Genomic DNA, 20242 nt, shown 5'->3' on the forward strand with positions numbered 1-20242 from the left:
CGGGTGAACCAACACCCACCCAACCGGCGGCGGCAACCGCCAGGGAGATCACGCCATGAAGCAGAATACCGACAGCTCATCCTTTTCGCTACTGCCCGACGCAGGGGCGTATGATCCGATCGAGGATCGCCTACGGGCAAATGTCCGTGCCACCATTGAGGCCATGTTCGAAGAGGAACTGGCCGACTTTCTTGGACGGCTTCGTTACGGCCGCGGCAACGAGCGGGCCAAGGGCTACCGCCACGGGCATCGCGATCGGCAGCTGACCGGCACATTCGGCACTGAGACGGTGCGGGTTCCTCGTGCCCGGATCGAGAACGAGGCCGGCAAGATCACCGAATGGCGCTCGAAGGCACTGCCCCGCTACAGGCGGCTGACAAAGAAGGCCGAGGCCCTGATCGCGGCGGTCTACCTGGCCGGCACCAACACGCGCCGGGTCAAGCGGGCGCTGTTCGGACTGTTCGAGGGGGCGGTGAGCAAGGACGTGGTCAGCCGGGCCTGGCGCAAGGTGAAGGTCGATTGGGACGCGTGGTCCACCCGCGACCTGGCCGAGGAGGATATCGTGCGGCTCATCCTCGACGGCACCGTCATAAAGACCCGGCTGGACCGCAAGGCCACCAACATCTCGGTGCTGGCGGCGATCGGTGTTCGGCGCGACGGTCAAAAGGTGCTCCTCTCAATCAGGAACATGGGCGGCGAAAGCACGGCTGCCTGGAGCCAATTCCTCGCCGATCTGGACGCGCGGGGCCTGAGGCGGCCCGAGTTCGTAATCGTTGACGGCGCCCCCGGCCTTGAAGCCGCGCTTGTGGCACTCTGGGGCGAGGATCTGGCCATTCAACGCTGCACGGTTCACAAGCACCGCAACCTGCTCGGCCACGCCCCAAAGCGCCTGCATGACGAGCTGAGCGAAGACTACCGCGACATGATCTACGCCGACAGCGCGGCCGAGATCGAGACGCGCCGCAAGGCCTTCCTCCGCAAGTGGAAGCTCAAGTGCCGGGCCGTGGCCGATAGCCTCGAGGAGGCCGGCGATCGCCTCTTCAGCTTCACCCGCCTCGATCCGTCGCAATGGAAATCCGCACGGACCACCAACGCCATTGAGCGTCTGAACGAGGAGTTCCGCCGCCGCATCAAGACCCAGACCGTGCTGCCCTGCGCCGAGACCGTGCCGATGCTGCTCTGGGCGCTCTTGGCGTCAGGGCAGATCCAGATGCGAAAGGTCGATGGCTGGGAAACCCTTTCTCAGCCTCTCGTGCCGATGTCCCTTGACCTCGCGGCCTGACTGGAGCCAATGTCACATACTCGGAGCCCGCTGCTCGGCAATTTCCACCACATTCGCGACACGACCGCCTGTTCGCCCTGCGCCCCCTCTCGGGCAGTGAAAATGATATCGTCGTTCTTGCTCCGGATCTCGAGCTGACACCTGTCGAAGCCGCTCGTTTCGACCTGCCTGACAATGCCCGCACGACAGTTCAGTTCAAGGCGGCGCTTCTTGCCGATGCGTTGAGGCTGACCCTCCGCCGAGGGGCAGGTCCGTTCCGATCCGCCGCACAGCTTGCGTTTGAGCCGCGGGCCTACCAGCTGGTCCCGCTGCTCATGGCCCTTCGGCTTCAGGTCCCGCGTCTGCTAATCGCCGACGATGAAGGCATCGGCAAGACCATCGAAGCGGGTCTGATCCTGCGCGAACTGATGGATCGCGGAGAGGTTGATGCGTTTTCGCTTCTCTGCCCTCCGCACCTGGTGGAGTGGATGGGCCTGATATCCAACCTTCTCTGGAAGACCTGCCTTCTGACAGGTCGCCGTTCTCCTGGGCGATCCAGCTTCCCTGCAGGCCTACCAGTAGAGCCCAAGGCGATGGAACCGAGGTGGTGTCCCTCCCAGCGGTATCCTTGCGGTCGGGTAGCCGACAAGGGGGGGGATCGGGGTCGTGCGACCCGTGACCAGGTCCCGGAGGCGGCGGATGCGGCTTTCGGTCGGGGGATGCGTCCTGAGCAACGAGGGCTCCGGAATGCGGCGGCCGGGCAGAAGGATCTCCTCCCAGAACCGACCGACCCGGCGATCGAGCTTGACGAGCGCGCGCACGAGCCCCTCCGGATCGCCGGCCAGCTCTGCGGCGGCGCGGTCGGCGTCGTACTCGCGCGTCCGCGAAAGGCCGAGTTGGACCAGCGCCATGAGGGTGGGTGCGAAGACAAGGAGAATCACGACATGCCAAGGCACATGGACCATGCCTGCCAGGACCAGAGGCAGGTTGAGGAGTAGAAGCAACTGTCCGAGCCAGCTTGCCAGCGAAACGAGGCGCGACATCATGTCGGCTACACCCATGACCCACAGGTCGCGATTGGCGATGTGGCCGATCTCGTGGGCCAGCACCCCGGCGAGTTCACGTCCGTCGAGCAGCTCGAGCAGCCCGTCGGTAACGCAGATCGAGCTGTCCTCGGGCGTGCCCATGGCGAAGGCATTTGGCAGCGAGCTCGGCACACGATAGAGCGCCGGGGCGCGTGGCAGACCGGCGCGGCGGGCGAGCTCGGCCAGCGCACCGACGAGCCCGGGAGCATCGCGCCCTGTCAGCCGCTGCGCCTGATAGCCGGACAGGATCATGCGGCGGGGCAGAGCGGGCGCCAGGATGAGGCCCGCGACCATGCCGAGGGCCACCATCGCCCCCGTTTCTGGCCCGAGGATCGCAGTGACCGACACCCAGGCGATTGCCGCCATGAGCCCCAGAAGCAGCGCCGACTGCGCCAGATTGAGCAAGCGATGGCGGGCAGAGACCCCTGTCATGGCTCCTCACGGTCCCGGACTTCGCGCCGGTCCTGATCGCGCACCAGCCAATGGACAACCCCGAGCGCAAGCGCCGCGCCCGCGAGTGCGGCAATCTTGGATGATTCCGTCTCGCCGACGTCCAGGATGATGAATTTGCGCGCGATGGCCAGCAGCGCGATCAGCACGATCGTGCGGACCTGGAGGATCCCGAAGCTGCGTTCGGTCGCAACAAGAAGGGAGCGCTTGAACTCGAGCGCGATCACCACGGTGAAGATCATGCCGAACACCACCTGGAAGGTGGCGTAGTCGAGAGTGTCGAATGCCCCCAGAAGCAAGCGGTTCACGACTTCGCGCATCAGCGCCCAGACCGACGCCACGACGATCGCCGCAATGATGACGCTGAGGACGAAGATGACAACTTGCTCGAACTTCTCGTAGAGCGTCATCGCCGACCATTGTTCACGGGTCAGCCCGGATCGTTGCAAGTCTTTCATGATTGCCTCTCGAAGGCCGCCTCGGAGAGACAAGCTCCCCGGGGCTTCTCCAGACGGTGCGATATCGCACGGAGCGGAGGGGACGCCGCAAACCGGCGACACCCAATGTGGCAAATCAGCCGTTCTTGACCTCGATGCGCTTGACCTTCGCCTGCGCCTCGGGAGTCTGGGGCAGCTTGATCGTCAGAACCCCGTTTTTGAAGGATGCCTGCGCCTTTTCGCCATCCACACCGGGAGGGAGCGGAATTGTCCGGTAGATCGCGCCGTAGCTGCGCTCGGACAGGTAATACCCCTTTTTCTCCTCCTGGCGCTCGATCTTCTTCTCCCCCTTCACAGTCAACATGTCATCGTTGACCGTCACCTCGATGTCCTTCATCTCCATGCCCGGCAGCTCGATCGATACTTCGATCGCCTTGTCGGTCTCGACCACGTCGGATTTCGCTTCGCCGCTGCCAAAGGGCCATTCGAAATGACCGACACGGTTCCAGAAGTTCTCGAACACATGGTTCATTTCGTGCTGGAGTGTCGCGATCGGGTTGTCTTCGCTGCTCTTGGCATCTGGCGCGCCGTCCTTGCGCGCCCAGGGAATGAGGTCTTTGATCTGCATGATATGGTCTCCTTCGGTTTTCAGGCGCCCCTGACGGCGATCTTTTTCGGCTGCGCTTCAGGGGCTCGGGGGAGCGTCAGGGTGAGGACACCTCCACGCATCTCGGCTTCGATCCTATCGAGGTCGAAGTCCTCGGAAAGCGTGAAGGCACGCTCGAAATCGCCCTCGCCATATTCGGCATAGGCAAGTTCGAGGTTTTCCGGCCGCGCCGGGTCAACCTTGCCGCGGATCGTCAACACACGATTTTCGAGCGTGATTTCGACCGCATCGGCGGCGACCCCAGGCATTCCAAGCATCATGGAGACACCCTGATCGGTCTCGACGATATCGGTCAACGGGCGGTAGATGCGTCCGCTGCCGGTGGTCTCGGGCGAATCGGTCGGCGTCTTTTCGGCGGCTTGCGTGATGTTGGTGCTCATCGTTCCAGCTTTTCTCAGGCTGCCTTGATCTCGATTTTCTTCGGCTTTTCTTCCTCGGGCCGGGAGATGACGATCCGCAATACGCCGTTTGTCATCCTCGCCTCGACCTTGTCATCCGAGGCCGCGAACGGCAGGCGGATAGTGCGGGAAAACCTGCCGAAACCGCGTTCGTTGCGGTGCCAGCGCGCACCGTCGGGAACCTCTGGCACCTTGCGTTCGCCCGAAAGCGTCAGGACGTTGTCCTTAACCGAAATCTCAATGTCGCCCGGTTCGATGCCGGGAAGTTCAGCGGCGATGGCAACGGCCTCAGGGCCTTGCCAGACATTCACCGCCGGGAACGCCGCGCGGGCCGGCGGCCAGAAACCGCGGTCGAGATCGCGCATCATGGAGCGCATCAGCGCAAAGGGATCGCTGCGGCGCAGATATGTCGGGTAGAGCATTACTGGCCTCCTGTTGCTGATCGATGCCCCCGAACCATCGGCATGGAGGGACCGGGCAACGGTGCCGGCCGGATGTGGGTTCGGAGACCGCTCATCAAGATAAGCGGTTCCATTTATTATGCAAGCATATATGATGCGAGCATTGCACTTCGGATGGAGTGCGGTCTATCCTGTGTCTCATGCAACCGGAGGAAGGATACCTATGATCTCTTCGGACATCGCGCTGATCGGGACGACGATCCACCGGGTCGCGCAGCTCATCCAGCAGCGGATCGACCAAGACATCCGCGACAGCGGCTTGACCCGCCTGTCCTGGATGGCGGCGGCGCATGTCGAGGATGCGCCCGGGCTGACCATCGGCGATCTGGCCGACCGACTTGAGGTCGGCCCGGCCACTGCGGGCCAGCTCGTCGATCGCATGGTCCGGGGCGGCTGGGTCGAGCGGTCGCCCTCGCTCGACGACAGGCGGTCGCAGATCGTCGCCGCAACGTCGAAGGCCCGGGCGATGCTGGAGGAACTCGCGCCGCGGCAATCGGCGCTCGAACATGAAATCCTGCAGGATTTGTCGGCAGACGAAAGGCGCATCCTGCTGGCGCTGCTCGAGCGGATCAGGGCGCGGCTCGGGCGCCAGTGAAAGGGACAAGCGGCATGGAAAGGAAGACCGAATATAACATCTGGTACTGGGTGGTGGCTTTCATAGCCGTGCTTTTCATCCAGAACCTGATCGCCGGCTGGCAATCCGTCGCACCGATCAGCTACAGCCAGTTCGAGAGCTATCTCGAGGATGGCAGGGTCGCCTCCGTTGCGGTCGGCGCGGACACCATCACCGGCACCTTCACCGACCCCGTCGACGGCAAGAGCCAGTTCGTCACCACGGTCGTGGATCCCGCGATCCTGCAGCGGATCGACCGCTCCGGCGTCGAGATCACGGGCGTTCCTCAGAACACCTTTCTCGGCACGCTGATTTCCTGGGTGGCGCCAGCGCTTGTCTTCTTCGGAATCTGGATGCTGCTGTTCCGTAAGTTCGCCGACAAACAGGGTTTCGGCGGGTTCATGCAGGTCGGCCGCAGCAAGGCCAAGGTTTACATGGAAAAAGAAACCGGCGTCAGCTTCGCCGACGTGGCCGGTGTGGACGAGGCCAAGGCCGAGCTCGAGGAGGTCGTAGAGTTCCTCAGGAACCCCGCCGAATACGGAAAGCTGGGCGCACATATCCCCAAAGGCATATTGCTCGTTGGGCCGCCGGGCACCGGCAAGACGCTTCTAGCGCGCGCAGTGGCAGGCGAGGCCGGCGTGACCTTCTTTTCGATCTCGGGCTCCGAGTTCGTCGAGATGTTCGTGGGCGTCGGTGCCGCGCGGGTGCGCGACCTCTTCGAGCAGGCTCGGAAATCCGCGCCGGCGATCATCTTCATCGACGAACTCGACGCTCTCGGGCGGGCGCGCTCCTCCGGCCAGATCGCTGGCGGCCACGATGAGCGTGAGCAGACGCTGAACCAGCTTCTGACCGAGCTCGACGGCTTCGACCCTTCGGTTGGCATCGTGCTCCTGGCCGCCACCAACCGACCAGAGATCCTCGACCCCGCGCTGCTGCGTGCGGGACGCTTCGACCGGCAGGTGCTGGTGGATCGGCCGGATAAGAAGGGACGTGTGCAGATTCTCGGCGTTCACATGAAAAAGGTGAAGCTCGCCCCAGACGTCGATTCCGAGAAGGTCGCAGCGCTTACTCCCGGCTTTTCCGGCGCGGATCTTGCCAATCTCGTCAACGAGGCAGCATTGCTCGCCACGCGCCGCAAGGCTGATGCGGTGACGATGGACGACTTCAACAATGCGGTGGAACGCATCATCGCCGGGTTGGAAAAGAAGAACCGCGTGCTCAATCCGCGCGAACGGGAGATCGTGGCGCACCACGAGATGGGGCACGCGCTGGTCGCGATGGCTCTGCCGGGGGTGGACCCGGTGCACAAGGTCTCGATCATACCGCGCGGGATTGGCGCGCTCGGCTACACCATCCAGCGCCCGACCGAGGACCGCTTCCTGATGACGCGGGAGGAACTCGAAAACAAGATCGCAGTCCTGCTTGGCGGGCGCGCGGCAGAGAAGATCATCTACGATCATGTCTCGACTGGGGCGGCGGACGATCTGGTCAAGGCGACCGATATCGCCCGCGCCATGGTCGCGCGTTACGGGATGGACGAAGACCTCGGGCATGTCAGCTATGACACCGATCGGCCCGGCTTTCTCGGCACCGGCGATCAGGCGTCCTGGCTCAACCGCCGCTACAGCGAGGCCACGGCCGAGCGAATGGACCTAAAGGTGCGCGACATCGTGGATGGCGTCTTCAAGCGCACCCTCACCCTTCTTGAAACCAATCTGGATCTTCTCGAGCAATCGGCGCAAGATCTCCTGCAACGAGAGACACTGGACGAGCCCGATCTGGTGGCAATTGCGTCCAAGGTGAAAAGAACGGAAGCGGTCGCTGCGTGACACTGTCACTGGCGCAGATGATCGGCGAACAACCCTGACTGGATAATGAAAACGGAGAAGACGAATGGCAAACGGAGCTTGCGATATTTGCGGTCGCCCGGCGACGGCGCGCGTGCGCGCCTCGGTGAACGGCAGGGTTCAGAACATGGAGCTGTGCGATCAGCACTACAGCGAAATAGCGCGCCGGTCGGGACGCAGCGCCTCGCCGCTGGAGTCCCTGTTCGGGCGGCGTTCCCTTCTTGACGAATTCTTCGGCGAGAGCGGTTTCGGCAGCCTCTTTGGTGACAGTCCGCTGCGAGGCGGCACGCTCGGCTCTATGGGTGATGGCGATGACGCTGTCGTCGACGCCACTTTCGGCGAGGGCGCGCCGCGGCGTGGATCGCGGCGCGGCGGCGGACGCACCATCGCCGACCGGCTGAGCGAACAGGGCAACAAGCTGCTGCAGGATGCAGCACAGAAGGCCGGGGAATTCGGGCGCAGCGAGGTCGACACCGAACATCTGCTTCTGGCATTGACCCCGTCTGACGTCGTCAAGACGATCCTGGAACAGTTCAAGGTCGATGTGGATGATCTGCGGCGCCAGATCGAGAAGGAAGCGAAGCGTGGAGACGCCAAGACGGAGGGCGAAATCGGCGTAAGCCCTCGCCTGAAGGACGCGCTGAACCGGGCCTTCATCGCCTCGAACGAACTCGGCCATTCCTATGTCGGTCCCGAGCACCTTCTGATCGGACTTGCCGAGGAAGGTGAAGGCCTGGCCGCGGCGATGCTGCGCAAGCTGGGGTTGACGCCGCAGGCGCTGCGCCAGCAGGTGACGAAGGTGGTCGGCAAGGGTGCCGAGGAAGGCCGCGTCGAGACTCCGTCGAACACCCCCGATCTCGACCAGTTCAGCCGCGACCTCACCAAGGTCGCGCGCGAGGGCAAGCTCGATCCGGTGATCGGTCGCGCCCGCGAGATCGAGACGACGATCGAGGTTCTTGCGCGGCGCAAGAAGAACAACCCCGTGCTGATCGGCGAGCCCGGCGTCGGCAAGACCGCCATCATCGAGGGGCTCGCCCAGCGGATCGTGGCCGGCGAGGTGCCCGAGGCCCTACGCGACAAGCGGCTGGTTGAACTGAACATCAACTCGATGGTCGCAGGGTCCAAGTACCGCGGCGAGTTCGAGGAGCGCGTGCAAAAGATCCTCAAGGAGATCACCGAGGAGAAGGACAGCCTCATTCTCTTCATCGACGAGATCCACACCATCGTCGGCGCCGGCCAGGGCGGCGGCGAAGGCGGTCTCGACATTGCCAACACCTTCAAGCCGGCGCTGGCGCGGGGCGAGCTGAACCTGATCGGTGCGACGACGCTCAACGAGTATCAGAAATACATCGAGAAGGACGCGGCGCTCGAGCGACGGTTCCAGCCGGTTTATGTGGACGAGCCCACTGTCGCACAGACGATCATGATTCTGCGCGGGCTGCGCGACACGCTCGAAAGCCACCACAAGGTGACGATCACCGACGAGGCGATCATCGCCGCCGCGGAGCTTTCGGATCGCTATATCACCGGTCGCTTCATGCCCGACAAGGCGATCGACCTGATCGACCAGGCCGCGGCGCGGGTGAAGATCTCGGCCACTGCGCGGCCCGTGGACGTGCAGGAGCTGGAGGCCGAAGCCGCGCAGATCAAGCGCGAGCAGGACTATGCCGCAGCCCGCAAGCAATTCGACCGGGCAGCGGAACTGAAGAAGGAACTCGAGCAGAAGCAGAAGGAGCTTGACGAGCTTCTGGAGATCTGGAAGCGCGACCAAGCTTCGGCGACCGCCGAGGTGCGCGCCGATCATGTCGCGCAGATCGTCTCCAAGATCACCGGTGTTCCGGTCACGGAGCTGACCGCCGAGGAGAAGGACAAGCTCCTGAAGCTCGAGGAGAAGCTGCACGAGCGCGTCATTGGCCAGGAAGAAGCGATCCGCGCCGTAGCCGATGCGGTGCGCCTGGCGCGTGCGGGTCTGCGCGAAGGTTCCGGTCCGACCGCGACCTTCCTGTTCCTCGGGCCGACCGGGGTTGGCAAGACGGAACTGGCCAAGACGCTCACCGAGGTGATCTTCGGCGATCAGGACGCGATGATCCGTATCGACATGTCGGAATATGGAGAGCGTCACGCGGTGGCACGGCTCGTCGGCGCGCCTCCGGGATATGTCGGCTATGACGAGGGGGGCCAGCTGACCGAAAAGGTCCGCCGCCGGCCCTATTCGGTGGTGCTGCTCGACGAGATCGAGAAGGCGCATCCAGATGTCTACAACATCCTGCTTCAGGTGTTCGACGATGGCCGCCTGACAGATGGCAAGGGCCGCGTGGTGGACTTCACCAACACCATCATCATCGCCACCTCGAACCTCGGTTCGGACATCATCCAGCGCAACCTCACGAAACGCGGCAGCAGGGAGTTCGACCAGGCCAAGCAGAAATCCGAACTGATGGAGGTGTTGCGCGGTCATTTCCGGCCCGAATTCATCAACCGGATCGACGAGATCATCGTCTTTCATTCGCTGAATCAGTCGGAGATCCGCCAGATCGTCGAGTTGCAGCTCAACCGGGTGAAGCGGACCGCCCTTACCCAGGGCGTCGAACTCGAACTCGATGTGAGCGTCGTGGATCACTTCGGCGCGGTCGGCTTCCGCCCCGAATTCGGCGCCCGCGAGCTGCGCCGGCTGATCCGGTCGGAGCTGGAGACCGAGTTGGCCCGCGAGATGCTCTCCGGGCGGATCGAGGATGGTGACAAGGTCCGCGTCGCCTGGTCGGAGGACGAACAGAGGGTCGTGTTCGAAAAGATCGTAAAGGACACCAGTGACGACAGCCCGGACGATCCGGCCCAAGCCGGGATCGGCGAGTCCATCGAAGTTGCCGAAAACAAGACGGACGTTCCAAAGCCCAGCGTTGAGGATGAGGTGCAGTCCAAGGACGACAAGTCCGCCGAGTGACAGCGCAAATGACTGGCCCGGCGCGATATCGGTCGCGCCGGGCCATCTCTTCGGAGAGTTATAGGAAGGTCCACGGCATGAACGTCATTAGATCATTCCGCAATCTCGACCGGCACGGCCAACAGCGCGCGCCTGAGGTCATCGAGGAAGAAGTGCGGCAACTTGAACCGCACCTTGCGCGCTTTCGCGAGGATCTGGTCCGGCTCGAAGTCGTTGCCTCGCAGACGAGGGGCAAGAAGCGCATCAAAGTCAGCCTGCGCCTGCAACTGCCGTCGGGCGTGATCGCGGCGCGGGAAGAGGGATTCGAGATCGAGCCCGTCCTGCGCAAGGCCTTTGCCGACCTGCGCCACCAGGTCGATCGGCATGTGGCGCGCCTCAAGCACGAGCCTGAATACAAGCGTCCCGCCCGCCGGCGCCGGATCGGCGCCCCGCTGCCGCCCGCGCGGGATGCGGCGGAAGCGGACCGGCGCCAACTCTTCTTCGACCTGATCGAGGATCATCTCGATACGGTCTACGATACCGTCAGGCGCGAGTTGACCTATCTCGAGTGTAGCGGGTCTGTGCCGGCTGGCTACCTGAGCGTTGGCGATATCGTCGATGCGACGATCCTCAAGGGGCTGGCCCGCTTCGAGGATCGGCCTTCGGAGTTTTCCGTCGGCGACTGGCTGAAACGGCTGGCTTTTGAGACCATCGAGGAAGAATCCCGCGCCGCCCGCCGCGCCGTGCCTGAGGATGCCGCCTCCATCGAGGCGGAACCCGAGGCCCCGGCGGAGGATCCGACCGAGGCGGATCAGGCGATGTTCGAGTTCTACCAGCCCGACGAAGTGCTGATGCTGGAGGACCTCCTCGCCGACGACGGCGGCACAGACCCCGAGAGCCAAGCGGATCGGCATAAGATCGCCATGGTGCTGCACCGGGCAATCGCCGATCTTCCGTCGGTCGAACGCCGCGTTCTCTATCGGCTCCACCTCGACAACGCTACGATCGCGGAGACGGCAGACCTTTTCGGCCTGACCGAGACAGAGGTCGCCGAGATCGCAGAAAATGCGGGCGTGACACTACGCGCGAGGCTTGCCGAAACCGGGTTGGTCAGAGATCCATCAGGCCGCGCTTCCATCGAACGGGAAATCGCTCACACGCAGCGTCTACCTCAGCCGATCGAGGATCGCCGCCGCGTGGCCGCCGCCCTAACCGGCGAGGACGCCGGCTCCGACACCAGACACGAACTGAATAGGAGATCGACCAATGACCACAGCCTCTGAAAACCCGACCGACAAGATGCAGGACATGCTGTGCAGCCTGTCCCGGAATTGGTGGGCATTCGTGTTACGCGGCGTGCTCGCATTGATCATCGCAGTGCTAGCCTTCGTCATGCCCGCGGAAGCGCTTCTGGCGCTCACGCTGGTCTTCGGCGCGTTCGCCTTTGCCGACGGCGTGTTCGGCCTCGTCGCCGCGATACGTAACATCCGCAAGGGCGAACGCTGGGGCTGGCTGATGTTCAGCGGCATTCTTAGCATCGCCACGGGCGTCGTCGTGGTTGTCTCGCCTTTTGTCGCGACGCTTGTGCTTGCGACATTCCTCTGGGCCAGCATCGCATTCTGGTCCGTGTTCTCGGGTGCCCTCGAGATCGCGGCAGCGATCCGCCTGCGCAAGGAAATCGAGGGCGAGATCTGGCTGATCCTGAGCGGCCTCGTCTCGGTCGTTCTCGGTGTCGTCGTGACCTGGATGCTGCTGACGCGCCCGCTCGAAAGCTTCCTCGCGCTCGGCTGGCTGATCGGCTTCTACGCCGCGATCTTCGGGGTGATGATGATCCTCCTCGGGCTGCGGCTGCGCAAGGCGGATCGCCCGAATGACGGCACCATCGCCGGCCAGCCCCGGTCGGCGCAGATGTGATGTGCGCTGTGGCAGATGACCGGCGCCTTGCCGGCGGCGAGAACGACTTCACCCGATGGGACGAAACGATTTTCGACCGTTGCCTTAGCGCCGGCTTCAATCCGTTCGGCAGCGGTCCGACGCCGATCTTCCTGCGGCACCCGGACGCAGAGGCGCGCGCCGATGCAAGGCCGTGCATGCCCCCTTGACACCGAAAATGCGAGGTGCTGATGTCGAGCCGCCTGCCTGACTTGGCATTTGCTGCTGCGGCTGCTGCCTTGGGCATCGGCATCGTTTTCGTTTTTCGTTCGATGTATCTTGCCGAAGACATACTGCCTTTCGCGCAGGAGATGACACTCATCTTCCTCGGCGCTGTCGTGACGATCATTCTGACCGCGGCGCTTCTCAATCGCCAGACCGATCTCGAGCTTCGCAAGGAAGGAAGGGTCATCATCCTCCAGCAGCAATGCGACATTTACATGGCCTGCATCGAGAAGGTCGCAGAGATCGTGGAAACCGCAAGGCACGATGCGAAGCTGATCGATGAACTGCGTGTTCTCAGCCACAAGCTGGCTGTGGTCGCGAGTGCAGGGGGCGTGTCCAGCTTCGAGCAGGTACTGGAGAGCTTGCAGTCCGGTTTTGCTGACGGCACGCTCTCGGACGGGGACGGAGAGGGCGTGATGAATGCCGTCGCCGATCTCACGATAGCGATGCGGTCGGACGTCCTGCACGCTGCTGCCTTTCCTTCGCAGAACACCGAACGCGCCGTTCGCCTGAATTCGAGGCGAATGGAAAAACTCGGCGATCTCGACCGTCACCTTCTCGTATCTACCGACACCCGGGAGAACTGATATGCGCGGCCATAATCGCCCACCATTCCCGCCGAAAATTCCTGGAACCGATCTGCCATCCTGGGACGTGCCGACGGCAATCATCTACCGTCCTGCCCGTTCCGCGATGACATCGGCGCCTCGGCCCAACTACTGGATCCTCGAGTTCGAGCCGTCCCGGCCGCCGCAGATCGAGCCGCTGATGGGATACACGTCCAGCGACGATCCCTATCGCCCGATCCGGCTGAAATTCCCCGACCGTGATAGCGCCGTGGACTTCGCCGAGCGGCAGGACTGGCGCTATATCGTGCGTGAGGACGCCCCGCGCCGCCCCACGCCTAACCCCTGGCGGGGAGAGGAGCGGCATCGCCTCTATAACGGCGCCGACGCCCCGAACGCCTTTCGCATACCGTTCCGCCTGGATCGGGGTCGCACGGACCACCCAATCCGGCGCGCAGTCGAGCAGAAAGGCACGGTGGACCTGTCGTCCCAAGAAGAGGCCGAATTCGATCCGGTCCTCGAAGCCTCGCTCGAATCCTTCCCCGCTTCTGATCCGCCGGCCTGGACGGGCGTGACCGTCGCGGCGGGGCGGCGCAAGACGTGACGCCCCGCCTGCGGAGCTGATACTTTACCATAACCCAACCGAGGAGAGATGGAATGTCCAACGCCAAAACCATCGATAACCTGAACAAGGCGCTCAGGATGGAGATCAGCGCCACACACCAGTATCAGCTTCATGCCCATGTCCTGGAGGACTGGGGCCTTGTCGGTCTCGCCGCGCAGATGCGCGAGGAACAGACCGAGGAAGGCGGCCATTCCGACCGCTTTCTGGAGCGGATCCTGTTTCTCAAGGGTGAGCCCGAGGTGGCTTTCGACAAGCCGCCGGTTCGGGCAAAGACCCTGCGCGAGATGTTTGAAGCCGACCTCAAGGACGAGGAAGAGGCGATTGCCTTCTACAGCCAGGCGGCACGCGCCGCGGCAGAGGAAAACGACATCGGATCGCGAATGCTGTTCGAGGAAATCGTGCTCGACGAGGAAGGGCACAAGGCCTGGCTGGAGTTGCAGCTCGAGCTTATCGAAAGGCTGGGCGAGGCCAGTTACAGCCTGCGCTTCCTCGATGAGACCAAGGCCAAAGCGTGACGGCGAGGGGCAAGGCGCGCGCGCGCGCGCGCCTTGCTCCGCCACGACCGCCAGACACCCCGATGAACGCGGAGACTGCCACTGTTTCCCTATCTTGACAGCGTCGCACGCCGTTACCCGCCCGTCATCATATGGGCGCTCATTGCTGCGAACGTCCTCGCGTTTCTCTATCAGACAAGCCTGCCGCCGCGCGTGGTAGACAGGTTCCTTTTCGAGTTCGCGCTGGTGCCTTCGCGCTTCTTCGGACAGCTAAGCCTCATCGCCCCGTCCGGCTGGACCCCATTCCTGACCAATATCTTCCTGCACGGGGGCTGGCTTCACCTCATCTTGAACATGTGGACGCTCTGGATTTTCGGCCCCGCGGTCGAGGACCGGCTTGGGCCGGGCCGGTTCACGCTGTTCTATCTGTTCTGCGGTATCGCGGCCAGCCTGGCGCATGCCCTGGCCAACCCCGATTCCGTAATTCCCGCGCTCGGCGCATCCGGCGCGATCGCGGGCGTGATCGGCGCTTATGCGCGCATGTTTCCGGCGGCGAAGCTGGTGGTGATGGTGCCGGTTCTCTCCCTGCCGCTGTTCTTCGAGGTCCCGGCCCTTGGCTTCGCGATGATCTGGCTCGGCCTGCAGGTGATCCCCGGCATCCTGTCGCTGGGCGATCAGGCCATGGGCGGCGTCGCCTGGTGGGCGCATATCGGCGGGTTCGTCGCCGGTTGGCTCGTCACGCCATTCCTTCGAAGGCGCGCCGACGGCTATCGCAACTATTACCGCGACGAAGGCATCTACGGCTTTTTGCCCGACGGCCGACGGCAAGGAGGACAAGGTCCATGGACATAACGCAGCTTTTCTGGCTCTTCTTCATCTTCTCTGCGCTGCAACCGGTGCTTCAGCGCAGATATCTGGAGGCGATGCGCACCCGCAAGATTGCCCAGATCGAGAAGAAACGCGCGAGCCGCGTCATCTCGCTGATCCACCGGCAGGAGACCATGAACCTGCTGGGCTTTCCCCTGATGCGCTACATCGACGTCAACGATTCCGAGGAAGTCCTGCGTGCGATCCAGATGACCGACGACGAGGTGCCGCTCGATATCGTGCTGCACACGCCGGGTGGGCTGGTGCTGGCAGCAACCCAGATCGCGCGGGCCATTCAGGGCCATAAGGGAAAGGTCACCGTGTTCGTGCCGCATTACGCGATGTCGGGCGGCACCTTGATCGCGCTTGCCGCCGACGAGATCGTGATGTGCGAGCATTCCGTGCTGGGCCCCGTCGATCCGCAACTCGGCCAGATGCCCGCCGCCTCGCTGATCAAGGTCGTCGAGGAAAAACCCATCGCCGAGATCGACGACCAGACGCTGATCATGGCCGATGTCGGTCGCAAGGCCATCGCGCAGATCGAGGCCTTCGCGAAGCGGCTTCTCTCGGACAAAATGGATGAGGCCCGGGCGGCGGATGTGGCGGCGAAACTGGCGACCGGCACCTGGACCCATGATTATCCGATCTCCGCCGATGAGGCACGCGAGCTGGGCCTGCCCGTCGGAACGGACATGCCCAAGGAAGTCCTGGAACTGATGACGCTTTACCCGCAGCCTGTCCGGCGGCAGGGCAGCGGCGTCGAATATCTGCCCGTGCCGCGAGAACGCGAGGCGCGCCGCGGCCTGTCTGGCCACTGACGTCGAGAGAACCATCCACCGCCCGGAAGACCGGGCCTGCTCAGCAAAGGAAACCAAATGACGACCGTTATCTGCCCGAACTGCAATTCCACCAACCGGGTGCCGCAAGAGCGCCTGGGCGACAATCCCAATTGCGGACGCTGCGGCGGCGCCCTCTTTCAGGGCCATCCGGTTACGCTAACGGCGGCGAATTTCGACCGCCACGCTAATGCCGACCTGCCGTTGCTCGTCGATTTCTGGGCCGAGTGGTGCGGGCCATGCAAGATGATGGCGCCCCAATTCGAAGCGGCGGCGCGCTCGCTCGAACCCCGTGTCCGCCTGGGCAAGCTCAATACGGAAGCCGAACAGCAGATCGCCGGCCGCTACGAGATCCGCGGCATTCCCACCATGATCCTCTTCAAAGGCGGCAAGGAAATCGTGCGCCAGAGCGGCGCGATGTCTGCCGCCCAGATTGCGCAATGGACGCAATCCCGGCTCTGATGATTTTGGCTCCTGGCCTTCCCTGCGCCATGCGATTTGGATAAGTCAAATGCACAGCGTGACCGGATTTCTCGAAAGTGCGGCCCTGCTGGTCGGAGTGGCATTCGTGTTCGTCACGACGTGCTCACGGATCGGCGTGCCCAGCATCGTGGGATACATCCTGACCGGTCTGTTGATTGGGCCGGCCGGTTTCGGCCTGCTTGCTCAAAGCACCGCCCTCACCAACATCGGCGAGATTGGCGTGATACTCTTGCTGTTCGCGCTCGGCCTCGAATTCTCGTTCGAGAAGCTTGTGACGCTCAGGCATCACGTTTTCGGTGTCGGCGGCGCGCAGGTCGCGATCACGACAATACTCGCTGCGGTCGTGGGAAGTCTGGCATTCGGCCTCGCGCCCGTCGCCGCGATCCTTGTCGGCGGGGCCGTTGCCATGTCGTCCACGGCCATGTGCCTCAAGGTGCTCGCAAGCGTGAACGCTCTAGGATCGGCCCAAGGGCGCCTCGCCATTGCAGTGCTTCTGTTTCAGGATTTGGCAGCCGTCGCATTTCTGATTCTTCACGATGCAATGAGCGGGGCCGCCGAAGGGTATGCCGTGATAACGGTCGTCGCCGGTGCAACGGCATTGGTTGCAGCTCTGTTCATTGCCCGTGGCCCGGTGCAGATACTTGCCCGTTGGGTAGCGTCGCGTGGCGATCCGGAACTTGCCCAACTCCTCGCGCTCACCATAGCACTAGGCTCCGCGATTGTCGCGGCCACCGCCGGCCTTTCTCCGGCACTCGCCGCATTTGCGGCCGGCATGATTATCGGCGAGGGCGACGCGCGCCATGCGGTCGAGAACGAGATTAGCCGATCAGGGGCATCAAAACAGGCCATTTGCAATTTCATATGCCATCAATAATCGACCGTTTGTAAGTGGATGCAAGGGGCGTTTCTGTCGCTGCGCTGACCGCTAAAGGCCTTTTATTGATTGGCTGACGGTCACGAGAGGCGCTCGAGGAGACAGGATCGTCGAGCGCCTCTATTATAGTAGAGAAGAACGCAGCCCCTCAAGCCATATCGCTTAGTCCGTCCTCGACGTGGATTGCAGAGCATGATTCACCTCCGGCAGGACAGCGTCGGAGGTGAATTATGCGGGGAACGGACGAGAAGAACGGGTCGCTGTTCAGCTATGTCGATCTTGAAGAGCGCATCCCCGCTCGGCATCCGCTGCGAAAGATCCGGCAGGTCGTGAACGATGCGCTGGCCAGCCTCGATGAAGATTTTGATCACCTTTATGTCGATTTTGGCCGCCCCTCGATCGCGCCGGAACGGTTGATCCGGGCCAGCCGGGCTTGTTGCAGAATTCATTCGAACACGACAAGGAGACTTTTGGCGCAACGGTCGCGGACAGATCAGGAGAAGCAGATGTGCACCACGAACAATCGAGCTCGCGGCGTTGACTTGGCCTTACCGCGAACACCATGCGGGCTCGTAGCATCTGATAGCCACGCATCGCTCATTTGCTTTTCCGCAGGCTTCAGAGCTCCATGCGAACTCTCTTTCTCCTCGAAAGGAAGGAAAATCTAATGCTCTCGCCAGAATTCTGCAGGTGTTCGGGTCATCCCAACCTTCTGTATTCGGCCCGGCCCGCTTCGCAGCGGGCCAAGGGGTGTCAGGCCCGCACGACCAAGACGGGGATTGCGGAACGGGTCACAACCTCGGTTGCCTGACTGCCAAGTAGCATCCGCTTCAGCCCGCGCCGCCCGTGAGAGGCCATACAGATGAGATCGCAACCGAGTGCCTCGGCGCGCTCTAAGATAGTATCAGCAGGCGTGGCATCAGGCACATGCAGGGCGGTTGCAGAAACGCCCGCATGTCTCGCACGCTCTGCGGCGGCCTCAAGGATCCGCTCTGCCGTTTCGCGCTGCGCCTGATCATAGCCCTCGAGAACCGCCGCTGGCGTGTATGCCCCGGCCCCCATCGCCGCTGCTGCAATCGGGAAGGGCGGCGTCACAGTCAGGATCGTCACCGCAGCGCCGATGCTGGATGCAAGTGCAATGCCATGCTCAAGGCCGAGGCCCGCGTTCTCAGAGCCATCGGTGGTGATAAGGATGTGGTTATACATGAGAAACCTCTTGAGGTTGGGAGGAGGGATGCGAGGCCGCTTTTCGCGCCGCGCCGCGATCATTGCGGATCGGATCGGCGAGCAGCCGCAACCCGTTTAGCACCACCAGAACCGTGCCCCCTTCATGGCCGATGACGGCAAGCGGCAAAGGCAGCTCGAAAAATAGCGCCGAGACCACCAGAAGCACCATCATCGCCAAGGCAAAGCCGAGGTTCTGCCGGATGATCCGGCGGGTACGCAAGGCCAGTGTCCGGGCGGCGGCAAGGCGGGTCATGTCCTCGGACAGAAGCGCCACATCTGCGGCCTGCAGCGCCACTTCACTGCCCGCAACCCCCATGGCGACGCCGACATCCGCCCGGGCAAGGGCAGCGGCATCATTCACCCCGTCGCCGACGAAGGCCGTCCGGCCCTTTTCGGCAAGCGCGGCAACCAGTTTGACCTTGTCTTCCGGCAACAATTCGGCGTGGATTTCCGCATCGGAAAAGCCGAGCTCCCGCCCGATCCGTTCGGCCACCGGGCGGCGATCCCCGGTCATCAGGGCCAGCTGCGCCACCCCCGCCGCACGCAGTTGCGAAAGCCCGGCGGCAGAGCTTGGCCGCGGGCGGTCTGCCACCGTGACGCCGCCGATCAGCTGCTCGCCACGCCCGATCCAGGTGACGGTTTGGGCCGAGGCCTTCAGCCGCTGCGCCCCGGCCGTATCGACCCGCGCCCCCATCCGCTCCAGCATGCGCTGGTTTCCGGCCCAGATCGGCCCCTCTTCGTCGATCCCGGTGATGCCCTCACTGGGATGGGTCACGACATCCCGGATGGCGGCGGGGGCAAGCCCCTCGGCCTCTGCCCGGCGCCGGATCGCGGCGGCGATCGGATGCTCGGACTGCGCCTCCAAACCCGAGAGCAGCGCCAGCATGCGCCCCTCGGGGATCTCTGAGGTGAGGTCGGTGACCTCTGCAACTCCGGTGGTCAGGGTGCCGGTTTTGTCAAAGGAAAAGCTCTTCACTTCTGCCAAGGCTTCAAGCGCCGCGCCACCTTTGAACAACACGCCGCCCCGTGCCGCAGCCGCCAGCGCCGACAGCATGGCGGCGGGCACCGAGATCACCACGGCGCAAGGGCTTGCCGCCACCAGCAGCACCGCAGCGCGGTAGAGGGCGTCGGAGGCGGAAGCCCCCATCCCCCACAGAACCACAAAGGCCAGCATGGCCCCCAAAAGCACGGCCACGGTGTAGCGCTGCCCGAACCAGGCGCTGAAGGTCTCGGACGGCGCGCGGGCGGCTTGGGCCTCGGTCACCATGTCGATCATCCGCGCCACGGTGCTGCTTTCGACGGTGGCGCTTGCGCGCATGGTCAGCACGGAATTGAGGTTGACCGTCGCCTCGAAAAGCTTCGCTCCGGGCACCTTTGAGACGGGCATCGACTCTCCGGTGATCGTCGCCTCGTCGACCGTGCCTTCGCCGGTGACAAGCACGCCATCCACGGGCACGCGCGCGCCCGGACGCAGGACAAGCAAATCCCCCTCGCGAAGCGCCGCGACGGGGATTTCCTCTGTCGCGCCCGTGGCGCTCAGCCGCAGTGCAGTCTCGGGGCGCAGCGCCATCAGCGCCTCGATCGCGCGGCGGGCGCGGCCCATAGCGCGATGCTCCAGCGTGCCAGAAATGCTGAAGAGCGTGAGGAGAACCGCCCCCTCCAGTGGGGCGCCTACCGCAAGCGCGGCCAAAGCCGCGATGATCATCAACAGGTCGATGTCGAGCACGTGGTCCTTGAAAAGTGCACCAAGCGCGCGCAGCCCCGTCGGAAGCCCGGCCGCAAGATAGACAAGTGCAAGCCCTGCCGTGAGCCAGATCCCCGGCAGCACGAAGGTGCCGAAGAAGGCGGCCGCCATGCCGAAACTCGCCGCGAGCGTGAGGGGAAGCATGAGGCGTTCTTCAAGACTTACAGGGGCGGTGCTGGGCATAGGAAGCTTCCTGTGTTGACACGCATGCGGCGGGTTCGGCGCATGAG

At 63.5% G+C, this 20242-nt stretch carries 20 protein-coding genes and 1 pseudogene; 14 read left to right on the forward strand and 7 right to left on the reverse strand.

Annotated features, from left to right (window positions below):
* The first annotated feature begins 55 nt into the window (after positions 1–55).
* On the forward strand, positions 56–1282 hold the full coding sequence (locus RT513_RS15675; RefSeq protein ID WP_313534142.1) for an IS256 family transposase: 1227 nt from the start codon (positions 56–58) through the stop codon (positions 1280–1282).
* Positions 1283–1833: 551 nt separating this feature from the next.
* On the opposite strand, the gene RT513_RS15680 is transcribed toward RT513_RS15675, so the two are convergent.
* The 5 genes from RT513_RS15680 to RT513_RS15700 all read right to left on the reverse strand — a co-directional run bounded on the left by RT513_RS15680 (position 1834) and on the right by RT513_RS15700 (position 4720).
* Positions 1834–2778, reverse strand: a complete 945-nt coding sequence (locus RT513_RS15680) for a zinc metalloprotease HtpX (RefSeq protein ID WP_035714753.1) — start codon at positions 2776–2778, stop codon at positions 1834–1836.
* A complete protein-coding gene (locus RT513_RS15685) occupies positions 2775–3254 on the reverse strand; it encodes a phosphate-starvation-inducible PsiE family protein (protein ID WP_035714756.1) in 480 nt (159 codons plus the stop codon). Before RT513_RS15685 ends, RT513_RS15680 begins: the two co-directional genes overlap by 4 nt.
* Positions 3255–3369: 115 nt before the next feature.
* A complete protein-coding gene (locus RT513_RS15690) occupies positions 3370–3861 on the reverse strand; it encodes an Hsp20/alpha crystallin family protein (protein ID WP_028713487.1) in 492 nt (163 codons plus the stop codon).
* Positions 3862–3881: 20 nt separating this feature from the next.
* Positions 3882–4280, reverse strand: a complete 399-nt coding sequence (locus tag RT513_RS15695) for an Hsp20/alpha crystallin family protein (protein ID WP_290687193.1) — start codon at positions 4278–4280, stop codon at positions 3882–3884.
* 14 nt (positions 4281–4294) lie between these two features.
* Positions 4295–4720 (reverse strand): Hsp20/alpha crystallin family protein, encoded by a 426-nt coding sequence (locus RT513_RS15700; RefSeq protein ID WP_035714763.1) that lies wholly within the window; start codon positions 4718–4720, stop codon positions 4295–4297.
* Positions 4721–4922: 202 nt separating this feature from the next.
* On the opposite strand from RT513_RS15700, the gene RT513_RS15705 reads away from it, so the two are divergent.
* The 13 genes and pseudogenes from RT513_RS15705 to RT513_RS15765 form a co-directional block, all read left to right on the forward strand.
* The gene (locus RT513_RS15705; protein ID WP_035714766.1) at positions 4923–5354 is read left to right on the forward strand and encodes a MarR family winged helix-turn-helix transcriptional regulator; all 432 of its coding nucleotides are present in this window, start codon (positions 4923–4925) and stop codon (positions 5352–5354) included.
* Between the two features lie 14 nt (positions 5355–5368).
* Positions 5369–7201: an ATP-dependent zinc metalloprotease FtsH gene (gene ftsH / locus RT513_RS15710; protein ID WP_035714769.1), complete on the forward strand. Its 1833-nt coding sequence runs from the start codon at positions 5369–5371 to the stop codon at positions 7199–7201.
* A 64-nt stretch (positions 7202–7265) separates the two neighbouring features.
* On the forward strand, positions 7266–10160 hold the full coding sequence (locus RT513_RS15715) for an ATP-dependent Clp protease ATP-binding subunit (protein ID WP_035714771.1): 2895 nt from the start codon (positions 7266–7268) through the stop codon (positions 10158–10160).
* Positions 10161–10237: 77 nt separating this feature from the next.
* Positions 10238–11422, forward strand: a complete 1185-nt coding sequence (locus RT513_RS15720) for a sigma-70 family RNA polymerase sigma factor (protein ID WP_051911448.1) — start codon at positions 10238–10240, stop codon at positions 11420–11422.
* Positions 11406–12053 (forward strand): HdeD family acid-resistance protein, encoded by a 648-nt coding sequence (locus RT513_RS15725; RefSeq protein ID WP_051911449.1) that lies wholly within the window; start codon positions 11406–11408, stop codon positions 12051–12053. Before RT513_RS15720 ends, RT513_RS15725 begins: the two co-directional genes overlap by 17 nt.
* Positions 12054–12262: 209 nt before the next feature.
* On the forward strand, positions 12263–12883 hold the full coding sequence (locus RT513_RS15730) for a hypothetical protein (RefSeq protein ID WP_035714820.1): 621 nt from the start codon (positions 12263–12265) through the stop codon (positions 12881–12883).
* Positions 12884–12950: 67 nt separating this feature from the next.
* On the forward strand, positions 12951–13466 hold the full coding sequence (locus RT513_RS15735; RefSeq protein WP_313534143.1) for an NADH dehydrogenase ubiquinone Fe-S protein 4: 516 nt from the start codon (positions 12951–12953) through the stop codon (positions 13464–13466).
* A gap of 53 nt (positions 13467–13519) precedes the next feature.
* Positions 13520–14002 carry a bacterioferritin gene (locus tag RT513_RS15740; protein ID WP_035714779.1) on the forward strand — a complete coding sequence of 161 codons (483 nt, stop codon included), beginning with the start codon at positions 13520–13522 and terminating at the stop codon, positions 14000–14002.
* Positions 14003–14194: 192 nt separating this feature from the next.
* Entirely contained in the window at positions 14195–14833 is a 639-nt protein-coding gene (locus RT513_RS15745) for a rhomboid family intramembrane serine protease (protein WP_313534144.1), read from the forward strand.
* Entirely contained in the window at positions 14824–15666 is an 843-nt protein-coding gene (locus tag RT513_RS15750; RefSeq protein ID WP_035714783.1) for an SDH family Clp fold serine proteinase, read from the forward strand. The genes RT513_RS15745 and RT513_RS15750 overlap by 10 nt, the downstream gene beginning before the upstream one ends.
* A gap of 57 nt (positions 15667–15723) precedes the next feature.
* The gene (gene trxC, locus RT513_RS15755) at positions 15724–16146 is read left to right on the forward strand and encodes a thioredoxin TrxC (protein ID WP_035714786.1); all 423 of its coding nucleotides are present in this window, start codon (positions 15724–15726) and stop codon (positions 16144–16146) included.
* Between the two features lie 49 nt (positions 16147–16195).
* A complete protein-coding gene (locus RT513_RS15760) occupies positions 16196–17041 on the forward strand; it encodes a cation:proton antiporter (protein ID WP_248700128.1) in 846 nt (281 codons plus the stop codon).
* Positions 17042–17271: 230 nt separating this feature from the next.
* Positions 17272–17520, forward strand: a pseudogene (locus tag RT513_RS15765) (IS5/IS1182 family transposase); the annotation flags it as partial.
* A 274-nt stretch (positions 17521–17794) separates the two neighbouring features.
* Here RT513_RS15765 and RT513_RS15770 read toward each other — a convergent pair.
* Both RT513_RS15770 and RT513_RS15775 read right to left on the reverse strand, forming a co-directional pair.
* The gene (locus RT513_RS15770; protein ID WP_035714791.1) at positions 17795–18247 is read right to left on the reverse strand and encodes a universal stress protein; all 453 of its coding nucleotides are present in this window, start codon (positions 18245–18247) and stop codon (positions 17795–17797) included.
* On the reverse strand, positions 18240–20195 hold the full coding sequence (locus RT513_RS15775; RefSeq protein WP_051911451.1) for a heavy metal translocating P-type ATPase: 1956 nt from the start codon (positions 20193–20195) through the stop codon (positions 18240–18242). Before RT513_RS15775 ends, RT513_RS15770 begins: the two co-directional genes overlap by 8 nt.
* Positions 20196–20242 lie beyond the last annotated feature (47 nt).

It is taken from the genome of Haematobacter sp. (genome assembly GCF_032102465.1).
In the GTDB taxonomy this organism is placed as follows: Bacteria; Pseudomonadota; Alphaproteobacteria; order Rhodobacterales; family Rhodobacteraceae; genus Haematobacter.